Here is a 12,918-nt window from a genome sequence, read left to right as displayed (position 1 = left end):
CGCGGATCCAAACTCAGCGATGCAGCCACATGCGGATCGCAAGCAGCAATTGATCGGTGTTGACGGGTTTGGCGAGGTAGTCGGACGCACCGGCTTCCAGGCATTTCTCTCGGTCGCCCTTCATCGCCTTGGCTGTCAGCGCGATGATCGGAAGGCGGGCGAAGGCCGGATTTTCGCGAATGACGCCGATGGTCTGATAGCCATCCATCTGCGGCATCATGATGTCCATCAGCACGATGGCAATCTCCGGATTGGATTCGACCAGCGTCACCGCCTCGCGGCCGGTCGTGGCCGTAAGCACCTTCATGCCCCGCCGTTCCAAGACGCTCGACAGCGCGAAGATGTTGCGGGCGTCGTCGTCGACGAGCAGGGCGGTCTTGCCGATCAGGTCTTCGTCGGAACTGTTCAGCTTCTCCAGCATGCGCTGCTTCTCGACCGGCAGTTCCGTGATCACGCGATGCAGGAACAAGGCGGTCTCGTCGAGCAGGCGCTCCGGCGATTCCACACCCTTGACCACGATGCTGCGCGCCATGGTGTGGAGTTCCGCATCTTCCTCCGCCGAGAGCTCGCGGCCGGTGAAGACAACCACCGGAACGTTCGACAGGCTCTCGTCGTTGCGAATCTGGTCCAGCACCTCGAAGCCGCTCATGTCGGGCAGCCGCAGGTCGAGCACCACGCAATCGCAGGGTGCCTCGCGCAGCGTCGAGAGCGCGCCGGCGCCGGTATCCGTCGTCACGATCTCGATGTCGTCGTGATGCAGCAGCTCGCGGATCGAGAGCTGCTCGGCCTCGTTGTCCTCGACGATCAGGAGCCGCTTGCGCCTGGGACGCGCATATTCCTTGATCTGCGTCAGCGCGGCCGAGACGCCCTCGGTCGTGGTCGGCTTGTTGACGAAGGAGAAGGCGCCGCGGGCCAGCGCATGCTGCCGGTCCTCGTCGAGCGTGATGATCTGCACGGGGATGTGGCGGGTCAGCGGATTGTGCTTGAGCTGGCTCAGCACCGTCCAGCCCAGCATATCAGGCAGGAACACGTCGAGCGAAACGGCCCGCGGCTGGTACTGCTTCGCAAGCTCCAGCGCCTCCGCGCCGCGCGCGGCGACCAGAACCTTGAAGCCCTTGTCGCGGGCGAGATCGACCAGCACGCGCGCATAATGCGGATCGTCCTCGACGATGAGCAGGATGGTATCGCCGGGCTCGAGATCGAGCCGGTCGTCGGCAATCTGCTCGATGACGCGCTGCTGTTCCGGTGCAGCCGCTTGCAAGGCCGGTGGCTGACTGTACTGCTGCGGCGCGGGCGCACGCGGCGCCAGCGTCGGGCCGGAATATTTCAGCGGCAGATAGAGCGTGAAGGACGAACCCTTGCCGGGCGCGCTGCGAAGATGGATCTCGCCGCCTAGCAGGCTCGCGAGCTCTCGGCTGATCGCAAGTCCGAGACCGGTGCCGCCATATTTGCGGCTGGTGCCGGCGTCCGCCTGCTGGAACGCCTCGAAGATCAGCTTCTGCTTCTCGAGGGGAATGCCGATGCCGGTGTCCGTCACCTCGAACGCGATCACGGCCGGCGCGGAGTTCAGCACCGGGTGATCCGTGCCCCAGCCACCGACCGCGGCGACGACCTTCAGGCGCACCTCGCCCTCGGCGGTGAACTTGAAGGCATTGGAAAGCAGGTTCTTGAGGACCTGCTGCAGGCGCTTGGAGTCGGTGACGATGCTGCGCGCAAGGTTCGGGTCGACGTCGATCTTGAACGACAGGTTGCGGTTTTCCGCCTCGTGCCGGAACGGCCGCCCGACGGTCTCAAGCAGGTTTGCGGTCAGAATCTCCTCGGCGTCGACCGTCACCGTGCCGGATTCGATCTTGGAGAGATCCAAGATGTCGCTGATGAGGTTGAGCAGGTCGGTGCCGGCGCCATGGATGGTGCGGGCGAACTCGACCTGCTTGGCCGAGAGGTTGCCATCCGGATTGTCGGTGAGCTGCTGTCCCAGGATCAGGATCGAGTTCAGCGGCGTGCGCAGCTCGTGGCTCATATTGGCGAGGAATTCGGACTTGTACTTCGAGGTCAGCGCGAGCTCGGTCGCCTTTTCCTCCAGCGCGCGGCGGGCCTGCTCGATTTCCTGGTTCTTGCGCTCGACCTCGACGTTGCGCTCGGCGAGCTGCTGCGCCTTCTGCTCGAGCTGGTCGTTGGTCTGCTGCAATTCGCGCTGCTGGGTCTGAAGCTCGCCGGCAAGCTGCTGCGACTGCTTGAGCAGGCCTTCGGTCTGCATCGTCGCCTCGATCGAGTTGAGCACGATGCCGATGGAGTCGGTAAGCTGCTCGAGGAACGTCATCTGCGAGGTCGTGAAGGAGGTCAGCGAGGCGAGCTCGATCACCGCCTTGACCTGGCCTTCGAACAGCACCGGCAGCACGACGAGGTTCTTTGGTGCGACGCGGAACAGCGCCGAGTTGATCGGCACCACGTCGGGTGGAATGTCGGTGATGACGCGCGGCCGTCTGTCGAGGGCGCATTGGCCGATCAGGCCGTCGCCGAGCGGGAGCACGCGCTGATAGGGATAGACGCCGTCGCCGGCATAGGAGGCGAGCAGCAGGAGCCGCGGACTATCCTCGTTCTCGACCTGGTAGATCACGCCGGTATGGGCGTTCACCAGGGGCGACAATTCGGTCAGCAGCAGCCGGCCGACGGTGGTGAGATCGCGCTGGCCCTGGAGCATGTTGGTGAACTTGGCGAGGTTGGTCTTCAGCCAGTCCTGCTCGGTGTTCACGTCCGTCGTCAGACGGAGGTTCGTGATCATCGTGTTGATGTTGTCTTTGAGCTCGGCGAGCTCGCCGCGAGCATCGACCTGGATCGACGGGGTGAGGTCGCCCTTGGTCACCGCGGTCGCGACTTCCGCGATCGCGCGCACCTGCGAGGTGAGGTTGGCCGCGAGCAGGTTGACGTTCCCGGTGAGGTCCTTCCAGGTGCCGGCCGCGCCAGGCACGTCGGCCTGGCCGCCCAGCCGTCCTTCGACGCCGACCTCGCGCGCCACCGACGACACCTGGTCGGCGAAGGTCGCGAGCGTCTCGGTCATGTTGTTGATGGTGTCGGCGAGCGCCGCGACTTCGCCCTTGGATTTCACGGTGAGATTTTGTTTCAAATCACCGTTCGCAACCGCGGTCACCACCTTGACGATGCCGCGGACCTGCTCGGTCAGGTTCGCCGCCATGAAGTTGACGGTGTCGGTGAGGTCCTTCCAGGTGCCGGCCACACCGGGCACCTGGGCCTGGCCGCCGAGCTCGCCTTCGGTGCCGACTTCGCGCGCGACGCGGGTGACTTCACCCGCAAACGCGTTGAGCTGATCCACCATGGTGTTGATGGTGTTCTTGAGCTCGAGGATTTCGCCCTTCACGTCCACGGTGATCTTGCGGGACAAGTCGCCGCGCGCCACGGCGGTCGTGACTTCGGCGATGTTGCGGACCTGCGTCGTGAGGTTCGCGGCGAGCAAATTGACGTTGTCGGTGAGATCCTTCCAGGTACCGCCGACGCCGGGCACGACGGCCTGACCGCCGAGCCGGCCCTCGGTGCCGACCTCGCGCGCCACGCGCGTCACTTCGGCGGCGAAGGAGCGGAGCTGCTCCACCATCGTGTTCAAGGTGTCCTTGAGCAGCAAGATCTCGCCGCGCACGTCCACCGTGATCTTCTTCGACAGGTCGCCGCCGGCGATCGCGGTCGCGACCTCGGCGATGTTGCGGACCTGGGCCGTCAGGTTGGAGGCCATGAAGTTGACGTTGTCGGTGAGGTCCTTCCAGGTGCCGGCGACGCCGGACACCTCGGCCTGACCGCCGAGCTTGCCTTCGGTGCCGACCTCGCGGGCAACGCGCGTGACTTCGCCGGCGAAGGCGTTGAGCTGGTCCACCATGGTGTTGATGGTGTTCTTGAGCTCGAGGATTTCGCCCTTCACGTCCACCGTGATCTTGCGGGACAAGTCGCCGCGCGCCACGGCGGTGGTCACTTCGGCGATGTTGCGGACCTGGGCGGTGAGGTTGCCCGCCATCGAGTTCACGCTGTCGGTCAAATCCTTCCAGGTGCCGGCGACGCCGGGCACGTTGGCCTGGCCACCGAGGCGGCCTTCGGTGCCGACCTCGCGCGCCACGCGCGTCACCTCGCCCGCGAAGCGGTTGAGCTGGTCGACCATCGTGTTCAGCGTGTCCTTGAGCTGAAGGATCTCGCCGCGCACGTCCACCGTGATCTTGCGTGACAAGTCACCGCCGGCGATGGCGGTCGCGACCTCCGCGATGTTACGAACCTGCGCGGTGAGGTTGCCCGCCATCGAGTTCACGGAGTCGGTCAAGTCCTTCCAGGTGCCGGCGACGCCGGGCACGTCGGCCTGGCCGCCGAGCTTGCCGTCGGTGCCGACCTCGCGCGCGACGCGCGTGACTTCGCCGGCGAAGGCGTTGAGCTGGTCCACCATGGTGTTGAGCGTTTCCTTCAGCTGAAGGATTTCGCCCGACACGTTCACGGTGATCTTCTTGGACAGGTCGCCCTTGGCGACCGCGGTTGCGACTTCGGCGATATTGCGGACCTGGCCGGTGAGGTTCGAGGCCATCGAGTTGACGGAGTCAGTGAGATCTTTCCAGGTGCCGCCGACGCCGCGCACGACGGCCTGGCCGCCGAGCTTGCCTTCGGTGCCGACCTCGCGCGCGACGCGCGTGACTTCGCCGGCGAAGGCGTTGAGCTGGTCCACCATGGTGTTGATGGTGTCCTTCAGCTCCAGGATTTCGCCACGCACGTCCACGGTGATCTTCTTCGACAAGTCGCCGCCGGCGACCGCCGTCGTCACCTCGGCGATGTTGCGGACCTGCGCGGTCAGGTTCGACGCCATCGAGTTGACGCTTTCCGTCAGGTCCTTCCAGGTGCCGGCGACGCCGAGCACGTTGGCCTGGCCGCCGAGCCGTCCCTCGGTGCCGACTTCGCGCGCCACGCGCGTGACTTCGCCGGCGAAGGCATTGAGCTGGTCCACGCAGGTGTTGAGCGTTTCCTTCAGCTGAAGGATCTCGCCCGAGACGTTCACCGTGATCTTCTTCGACAGGTCGCCGCCGGCGATCGCGGTCGCGACGTCGGCAATGTTGCGGACCTGCGCGGTCAGGTTCGACGCCATGAAGTTGACGTTGTCGGTGAGGTCCTTCCAGGTGCCGGCGACACCGGGCACTTGGGCCTGGCCGCCGAGCTTGCCCTCGGTGCCGACCTCGCGCGCCACGCGCGTCACTTCCGAGGCGAAGGAGTTGAGCTGGTCCACCATGGTGTTGATGGTGTCCTTCAGCTCCAGGATCTCGCCGCGCACGTCCACCGTGATCTTGCGCGACAGGTCGCCGCGCGCCACGGCGGTCGTCACGTTGGCGATGTTGCGGACCTGGGCGGTGAGGTTGCCGCACATCGCGTTCACGGAGTCGGTCAGGTCCTTCCAGGTGCCGGCGACGCCGGGCACGATCGCCTGGCCGCCGAGCTTGCCGTCGGTGCCGACCTCGCGCGCCACGCGCGTGACTTCGGAGGCGAAGGAGCGCAGCTGGTCCACCATCGTGTTGATGGCTTCCTTGAGCTGAAGGATCTCGCCGCGGACGTCGACGGTGATCTTCTTGGACAAGTCGCCGTTGGCGACCGCGATCGTGACCTCGGCGATGTTGCGAACCTGGTTGGTCAGGTTGTTCGCCATCGAGTTGACGCTCTCGGTCAGATCCTTCCAGACGCCGGTCACTTCCGGCACCTGGGCCTGGCCGCCGAGCTTGCCTTCGGTGCCGACCTCGCGCGCCACGCGCGTCACCTCGGAGGTGAACACGCCGAGCTGCTTGATCATGGTGTTGACGATGGTCGCCGACTGCAGGAATTCGCCGCGTAGCGGGCGGCCGTCGACGTCGAGCTTGACGGTCTGGAGCAGGTCGCCTTGCGCCACCGCGGCGACCGCGCGCGTCACTTCGCGCGTCGGCCACAGAAGGTCGTCGATCAGCGTGTTGACGGAGCCTTCCATGTCGGCCCAGGAGCCGCTGGCGAGGCCGAACTTCACGCGCTGGCGGGTCTTGCCCTCGCGCCCCACGACCTGACCGACCAGCTCGAGCTGCTGCGCCATGCGCTGGTTGGCCGCGATGATTTCATTAAAAGTGTCGGCGATCTTGCCGTCGATGCCGAGATAGTCCCCGCTCATCCGCACCGAAAAATCGCCGCTGCGCATGGCCTGCAAGGCGAGCAGCAATTCCGGCCGCGAATCCGGGTCCGACATACCGTTGGTTTTTGGCTTTGGGACGCGACGACCGGAGCGTGATGCAGTTCCGGGATCGAGGTCGCTCATACTGATTCCCCCGCAGCGTCGGCCGAATCCAAGGCGTGACGCAGTTGTCAAAATAGAGCGTCAGCCAAATTCGAAATCAAGCGCCAACGTCGCAGCGCTTGGAATTGGAACCTGCCGTGCTCAGCCCGGCCAAAATAACGGTGAGGAGTGACGATGGTTCCATCCCGTTCAGGAAAAAGCCGGCCGGACGCTGGCCTTGTGGCCGGCACCAGAGCTCCCAGCCGTCCCAGGAGAGGGAGGCTGGCGCCCCCAGCGCGGGGCTAGGACCGGCGACCCCGCTGCAAGCTCCGCCACGTCACGCGGGGACCGCGACCAGATCGAACCCCGGCTGCAGCGGCACCTCGACCTCGGGCGGCTAGGACGACAACGGCGACGCCGGCGGGGACAAGATGCCCGCGAGTAACCGTACGGTGCGGCCGGAGAGCCAGCCGCATCATCCGGAAGACAAATAGCGCTGCTATTTGTCCGCCATGGTGCGCTCCGCATCTTTCACCTGCGTGCGCAGCATCGGCAATTGCTCGCGCGCGAAGGCGGCGAGCGCAGGATTGTCGGGCGCTTTCAGGTAGCGCTCGAGCAGGCTGATGGCGGAGTCGTATTCGGGGATTTGCGCGGCATAGAAGCTTCTGACGTAAGTTGGTCCATCCGCGTTTTCGGGCTCGACAAGGCTTGCGCTCACCGACGTCGTCTTGCCGGCGTGCGGCTCCGCACCGATCGCGTCCTGAATCTGCTTCAGGGTCTTGTCGCGCTTGCCTGCCTCCTCGGCGCGCAGGGCCGCGAGATTCTTCACCTCCGCATTGCCTTTCAGGTCGGTGCTCTCCAGCAGCCCCTGCTGGAAACGGCTGAAGCTGTAGAGGCCGGTGATGACATCGGTTGCGGTCGGCACACGGTCGCCGGCCGTTCGCTCGCCCATATTGTCGGCGAACGCCGAGGTGCTGACGAGAGCCAGGATGATCGCGACAAGAATCCTCATGCATCTCCAATGGCCGAAGCCGTGCGAAGTTCCCCGACGTTACCATCCAGTAAGGGCGGTTGCGGAGCCGGAGTTCCGTTCCCAGATCTTCTGTATGAAACAGTCTGACGTCTTCAGGGATAACGCCGACAACTGCCTTCAGCTCGCCGAGCGCGCGGAAGGGCAGCCCGCCCACAAGCGCTATTTGCGCATGGCGGATGCCTGGACGGCATTGGCGAACGAGCAGGACTGGCTGGACGGTGAAATCCCGCCCGTAAAGGTCCGCGTCCTTCGAACGCAGGATGCGTGAGCGCTCTCATCTTCGTGAATCTGCGTGTGTGACCGCTCACGGAATGCAAGCAACCAATCCAGGATCATCCACGAACAGTCGATCGCGCTGATTTTGATTCCAGAAGGAGGTTTTGCGATGGCTCCACGTCTGGCTCTTCTTTCGCTCATTCTCGCCTTTGGCGTCTCGGTCGCGTTCGCGACAGTGACGACAGTGCGGCAGGTGCATCTGGAGAATGCATCGGCGGCGATCCACGCCACGCATAGTTAGAGCTGCGGGCCTCGCACGCTGGAACATTCGTTGTGCCGGCGCGTAAGCGCTTCAGGACATCTGGAGAAGCGAGAGGACATCATGGCGCATTCCGACCACGGCATCGTCAAGGACAAGCGGGCGGAAGATCAACCGCGCGACAAGCAGCGCGCGCAAACCGTGCACAAGACGGATTCGAAGGGCTCGCCGTCGCGCGAAGCGACGCGCGATCCCAAGCTCAACGACGACAGCAAGACGCCGGGCTCCGGCATGACGCCGGATGATTCCGGCGCAGCGCCGAGTGGGTAGAGCGTATTCGAAAGGTAGAAGATTTGTCGCGAGGAACGAATCCCCGCGCGAAGCGTCGACAGGATGCTTCCGGTTGTCATACCCCCGGTGAGCCGGAAGCAATCTCCAAGGACGACCCTGGCACCACCGTGCCGGGGTCGTTTGCTTATGGATGGCCTCTGCTTATGGATGGCCTTCTACAGATCAGATTCGTTGCCGTTTTCAGGATCGCCCTGGGTGTGTCCCTCAGGGCCGCGGCCGAACACGCCGAAGCTGCTCGATTTGACGCCGGCTTTCGCATCCACGCCCACGGATGCCAGTCCGAACTTGAGGAGCTCGCGGACCGCTGCCGCTCGCGTCGGCATGCGATGTTTGAACCGGAAATCGTCGATGGCGGCCAGCTCTTCCGGGGAGAGCATGACCTGGAGGCGCTCAGCGCGAAGGTCATTCATGGTCGATCACGCAAAGTGAGTAAGTTGAGTAGTTTGCTCAACGAACGAGTTTGGCGCGAGTTCCACAAGAGTCGGAAAAATCGCCAGATGAGTAAAAATAGTCAATAAAATCAATAAGTTATTATTGAAACGACTCTGGCAGTGGCGCATTCTTTCGGAAGAGAGGGAGAACAGGCCATGACGGAGCAAGTCAGGTTACCTCGCAAACTTTCCGAGGAGCCCGAGGCGCCCAAGCCGGTGCGTCCGAGCCACCAGAAGGTCATCGAGCAAGTCGAGCGCTGGGCCAACAGCTCGGGGCTGCAACCACCGAGGACGGAAGATGCGAAGACGATCTGAGCCCCACACGTTCGAACAACGTCTCAAGGCAGAGCAGCTGCGGCTCGAGCACGAACTGTCGGGCTTGCCAATGGACAGCGGCGCGATTCTGTCATGGCGCGCATCGATCAGCTTCAGACCGCTGCCGCGATGCATGATTTCCTGATGCTACGGGAGGCCGCGGCCGCTCGCTGATCGCACCTGGCGTCCGTGCTCCGTGCCTGACGCGACCGCATGGAGCATGCGTCGGAACGTTCGCTCGCCGACCCGGTTGGTTCACACGTTGACTGAGTGGAGAATTGGAATGCTGAAACAAGGCGAGTTGGACCGCAGCGAGATGGGAAGGTTGATCGGCAGCGACAAGGTCGAGGGAACGTCGGTCTATGGGGCCGATCGCAACAAGATCGGTTCGATCGAACGCGTGATGATCGACAAGGTCAGCGGCAAGGTGTCCTACGCCGTGCTCGGCTTTGGCGGTTTCCTGGGCCTCGGCAACGACCACTATCCGCTGCCCTGGCAGTCGCTGAAATACGATACGGAGCTCGGCGGCTATGTCACCGGGATCACCGCCAAGACGCTTGAAGGCGCGCCGAAATACGGCGAACGCAGCGACTGGAACTGGGGTGACGACGCGGCAGTCCGCGGCATCAACTCGTATTACGGCGTTCCCTTCGCGTAAGCTCCCATGGAAAGCGAGATCCGATGAGCAAGGAACGGCCCACCGACGATCCCCGGCGTCAGAATGACTGGGGATCGCACGCCCAGACCGACAAGCCCTGGAAGGGCAATCCGGAGAAGGAGCAGAAGTCGGGCGAGACAAAGCCTGACCTCGAGACGTGGCAAGAGACCAAGACGCACTGAGCAAGAGTGCGCCGACAGCGGGGGGCATTGAGGGAGCGTGCCCGCGCTGTCATCGTCGGCCTTGTGCGCAGTTGCGTGCTGGGGTGAGCGATCCGGTATTCCAGAAGCGGTTGAGGGATACGCAGAAGCCGCGGTGTACTGGATGCCCCGGTCAAGCCGGGGCGCGACACCTTTTGCTTGGCGCCACTCTATCCCACCGCCTCCTTCCGCCCCGGCCCCGCATGCACGTGCACCTGTTTCGCATGCAGCGGCTCACCGCATTCCGAGCAGACCATCACGGGGTCGAACTCCTTACCGCAAGTCTTGTGCTGGTGCAGCAGCGGGCGGCCGCGTTCGTCGCCCATGTGGGTGTCGCCCCAATGCACCATCGCCATGATGATCGGATAGAGGTCGAGGCCCTTCTGCGTGAGGATGTATTCGTAGCGCTTGGGCGCCTCGGAATAGGGGACGCGGCGCAGGATGCCGAACCGCACCAGCTTCTTCAGACGCTCCGAGAGCAGGTGCCGCGTGATCTGGAGCGATGACTGAAACGCCTCGAACCGGCGCACGCGTAAGAAACATTCGCGCAGGATCAGCAGCGTCCAGCGATCGCCGACCACGGCGACGGTGCGGGAGAGAGAGCAGGGCTCTTCGTCCAGCGTGTCCCACTTCATATAGCGATCTCCGGCATAAGGATAGTAAGTCAGAAAAAGGAACTGACTTGAATGATCAGCGCTATTTCTACTGAAGAATATCAGTCAACCCTGTAGTTTGACAGTTCTATTTTAGAACTATAGCCTCCGGCCCAATCACATGCCGTTCTCACCGGAGGAGGTGACCTTGCCCAAGCGAAACGCGACAGCCGCCGTCATCGGGGCCGGCGATTTCATCGGCTCCGAGATCGCCAAGAAATTTGCCGCGGAAGGTTTCACGGTCTTCGCCGGGCGCCGCAACGGCGACAAGCTGGCGCCGCTGGTGAAGGACATCGAGGCCGTCGGCGGCGAGATTCACGCCCGCTCGCTCGATGCACGCAAAGAGGAGGAGGTCATCTCCTTCCTCAATGACGCCGACAAGCACGCGCCGCTCGAAGTCTGCATCTTCAACGTCGGCGCCAACGTCAATTTCCCGATCCTCGACACTACCGAGCGCGTGTTCCGGAAGGTGTGGGAGATGGCCTGCTATTCCGGCTTCCTTGCCGGCCGGGAAGCGGCGCGGCTGATGCTGCCGCGCAGTGGCGGCAACATCTTCTTCACCGGCGCGACGGCGAGCTTGCGCGGCGGCAGCGGCTTTGCCGCCTTTGCCAGCGCAAAATTCGGACTGCGCGCGGTGGCGCAGGCGATGGCGCGCGAGCTCGGGCCGAAGAACATCCATGTCGCCCATCTCATCATCGATTCCGGCGTCGACACCGAGTGGGTGCGGCAGCGCCGGCTCGAAGCGCTCGGGGCGAATGCGCTTGATAATCCCGATCTTCTGATGCCGCCGTCGTCTGTCGCGGATGCCTATTGGCAACTCTATCAGCAGCCGAAGAGCGCCTGGACCTTCGAGATGGAGATCCGCCCCTTCGGAGAGAAATGGTGACCGCGGAGCAAGACTGCGGCTAGACTGATCCCAATACAAACTGAAATCCGGGAGGCCCCTACGTGAAGACCGCGATCACCGAACTGTTCGGCATCGAGCACCCGATCATCCAGGGCGGCATGCATTTTGTCGGCTTTGCCGAGCTCGCCGCTGCCGTCTCCAATGCCGGGGGGCTCGGCATCATCACGGGCCTCACGCAGAAGACGCCGGAATTGCTCGCGAAAGAAATCGCGCGCTGTCGCGACATGACGGACAAGCCGTTCGGCGTGAACCTCACCTTCCTGCCGACCTTCTCGGCGCCGCCCTATCCGGAATACATCGCGGCCATCGTCGAAGGCGGCATCAAGGCGGTCGAGACCGCGGGGCGCAGCCCGGAGCAATACATGCCTGCGCTGAAGGCCGCCGGCATCAAGGTGATCCACAAATGCACGTCCGTGCGCCACTCCCTGAAGGCCGAGCGCATCGGCTGCGACGCCGTCAGTGTCGACGGCTTTGAGTGCGGCGGCCATCCCGGCGAGGACGACATCCCCAACATGATCCTGCTGCCGCGCGCGGCGGAGGCGTTGAAGATTCCGTTCGTGGCCTCCGGCGGCATGGCCGACGGGCGCAGCCTCGTCGCGGCGCTGTCGCTGGGTGCGGCGGGCATGAACATGGGCACGCGCTTCATCGCCACCAGGGAGGCACCGGTGCATCAGAACGTGAAGAACGCGCTTGTTGCGGCAACCGAGCTCGACACCCGCCTGATCATGCGCGCTCTGCGCAACACCGAGCGCGTGCTCAAGAACGCCAACGTCGATCGTCTGCTCGAGATCGAGCGCGAGAAGGGCGCCAAGCTGAACATCGACGATATCCACGACCAGGTTGCGGGCGTCTATCCCAAGATCATGCTGGACGGCCAGATGGACGCGGGCGCCTGGAGCTGCGGCATGGTCGCAGGACTGATCCACGACATCCCCTCCTGCAAGGAACTGGTCGATCGCATCATGGATGAGGCGGAACAGATCATCCGCAGCCGCCTGATGGGATTCCTGGACGGGACGGGGGCGGTGCGAAAGGTCGCCTGACACTTCCAAACTTCTTAACCACGGCGGCACTTGGCCGCTGGAATTGCGCGTGACGCCTCCTAAATAGGGGTAAATTACCCTTGAAATAAGCAATTTCAGGAGGCGTCCGTGGTCCTGAAGAGCATTCCCTTTGCAGTTGCCATTGCCCTCGTGCTCGCATGGGGCGGCATCGCACGCGCTGACGACTACAAGCCCGACGAATATCTCGGTCTCGATCTCTCCAAGGCGGTGCTGTCGCCGAAGCGGCTCGGGCCCGAGACGCAGTTCGCCCCGGTCGCGTTGGAGGCGAAGGGTGGCAACGAGGCGCAGGCGCGCGCCGAGCCGATGGACGTACCGAAGAAAGTTGCCGCCGAGCGCGTGCACGTGGCCGAGCCGAAGGCTGTTCATGCCAGGGGCGCCCAGCCACGCGGCGCAGCGCGCACCAAGCTCGCACATCGTCGCGGCAATCCGCTGGACGCGCAGGCGATGGACACCCGCATCCAGACCTGGCCGTGCCGCACCGGCGGCATTTGCAACTGGAAGCGCTAGCCGGGTCTGTCGCGTCATCCGGGCGTCGCAAAACCGTAGGCCCGGAGTCAAGAAACCGT

13 protein-coding genes are annotated in these 12,918 nt (G+C 63.9%); 9 read left to right on the top strand and 4 right to left on the bottom strand.

Going from position 1 to position 12,918, the window contains the following annotated elements; all coding sequences use genetic code 11:
- Positions 1-13: 13 nt before the first annotated feature.
- On the bottom strand, positions 14-6,307 hold the full coding sequence (locus tag BJ6T_RS34700) for a HAMP domain-containing protein (protein WP_028170152.1): 6,294 nt from the start codon (positions 6,305-6,307) through the stop codon (positions 14-16).
- Positions 6,308-6,764: 457 nt separating this feature from the next.
- Positions 6,765-7,277 (bottom strand): DUF4142 domain-containing protein, encoded by a 513-nt coding sequence (locus BJ6T_RS34695; protein ID WP_014497254.1) that lies wholly within the window; start codon positions 7,275-7,277, stop codon positions 6,765-6,767.
- A gap of 94 nt (positions 7,278-7,371) precedes the next feature.
- Between BJ6T_RS34695 and BJ6T_RS34690 the strand changes: the two genes are divergently transcribed.
- The 3 genes from BJ6T_RS34690 (at position 7,372) to BJ6T_RS34685 (ending at position 8,103) form a co-directional block, all read left to right on the top strand.
- The gene (locus BJ6T_RS34690) at positions 7,372-7,566 is read left to right on the top strand and encodes a hypothetical protein (protein ID WP_014497253.1); all 195 of its coding nucleotides are present in this window, start codon (positions 7,372-7,374) and stop codon (positions 7,564-7,566) included.
- Between the two features lie 117 nt (positions 7,567-7,683).
- Positions 7,684-7,815 (top strand): hypothetical protein, encoded by a 132-nt coding sequence (locus tag BJ6T_RS49280; protein ID WP_256376429.1) that lies wholly within the window; start codon positions 7,684-7,686, stop codon positions 7,813-7,815.
- Between the two features lie 81 nt (positions 7,816-7,896).
- On the top strand, positions 7,897-8,103 hold the full coding sequence (locus tag BJ6T_RS34685) for a hypothetical protein (RefSeq protein ID WP_014497252.1): 207 nt from the start codon (positions 7,897-7,899) through the stop codon (positions 8,101-8,103).
- Between the two features lie 176 nt (positions 8,104-8,279).
- Here BJ6T_RS34685 and BJ6T_RS34680 read toward each other — a convergent pair whose 3' ends face one another.
- The gene (locus BJ6T_RS34680; RefSeq protein ID WP_014497251.1) at positions 8,280-8,534 is read right to left on the bottom strand and encodes a hypothetical protein; all 255 of its coding nucleotides are present in this window, start codon (positions 8,532-8,534) and stop codon (positions 8,280-8,282) included.
- Positions 8,535-8,711: 177 nt separating this feature from the next.
- Here BJ6T_RS34680 and BJ6T_RS47630 point away from each other — a divergent pair, with 177 nt between their 5' ends.
- The 3 genes from BJ6T_RS47630 (at position 8,712) to BJ6T_RS47625 (ending at position 9,710) form a co-directional block, all read left to right on the top strand.
- Entirely contained in the window at positions 8,712-8,870 is a 159-nt protein-coding gene (locus BJ6T_RS47630; RefSeq protein ID WP_167541711.1) for a hypothetical protein, read from the top strand.
- A 283-nt stretch (positions 8,871-9,153) separates the two neighbouring features.
- Entirely contained in the window at positions 9,154-9,528 is a 375-nt protein-coding gene (locus tag BJ6T_RS34675) for a PRC-barrel domain-containing protein (protein WP_014497250.1), read from the top strand.
- 23 nt (positions 9,529-9,551) lie between these two features.
- Entirely contained in the window at positions 9,552-9,710 is a 159-nt protein-coding gene (locus tag BJ6T_RS47625; protein ID WP_014497249.1) for a hypothetical protein, read from the top strand.
- Between the two features lie 188 nt (positions 9,711-9,898).
- Here BJ6T_RS47625 and BJ6T_RS34670 read toward each other — a convergent pair whose 3' ends face one another.
- Positions 9,899-10,363: a winged helix-turn-helix transcriptional regulator gene (locus BJ6T_RS34670; RefSeq protein WP_014497248.1), complete on the bottom strand. Its 465-nt coding sequence runs from the start codon at positions 10,361-10,363 to the stop codon at positions 9,899-9,901.
- 166 nt (positions 10,364-10,529) lie between these two features.
- Here BJ6T_RS34670 and BJ6T_RS34665 point away from each other — a divergent pair, with 166 nt between their 5' ends.
- The 3 genes from BJ6T_RS34665 to BJ6T_RS34655 all read left to right on the top strand — a co-directional run bounded on the left by BJ6T_RS34665 (position 10,530) and on the right by BJ6T_RS34655 (position 12,859).
- Complete coding sequence (locus BJ6T_RS34665; protein ID WP_014497247.1) at positions 10,530-11,267, top strand: SDR family oxidoreductase; 738 nt, start codon at positions 10,530-10,532, stop codon at positions 11,265-11,267.
- A 62-nt stretch (positions 11,268-11,329) separates the two neighbouring features.
- Positions 11,330-12,331: an NAD(P)H-dependent flavin oxidoreductase gene (locus BJ6T_RS34660; RefSeq protein WP_014497246.1), complete on the top strand. Its 1,002-nt coding sequence runs from the start codon at positions 11,330-11,332 to the stop codon at positions 12,329-12,331.
- Positions 12,332-12,439: 108 nt separating this feature from the next.
- On the top strand, positions 12,440-12,859 hold the full coding sequence (locus tag BJ6T_RS34655) for a hypothetical protein (RefSeq protein WP_014497245.1): 420 nt from the start codon (positions 12,440-12,442) through the stop codon (positions 12,857-12,859).
- Positions 12,860-12,918: the final 59 nt, after the last annotated feature.

This window comes from Bradyrhizobium japonicum USDA 6 (assembly GCF_000284375.1).
GTDB classification, from domain to species: Bacteria; Pseudomonadota; Alphaproteobacteria; order Rhizobiales; family Xanthobacteraceae; genus Bradyrhizobium; species Bradyrhizobium japonicum.
The sequence above is the reverse complement of the archived record's forward strand: the minus strand, read 5'-3'. Positions and strand labels throughout refer to the sequence as shown.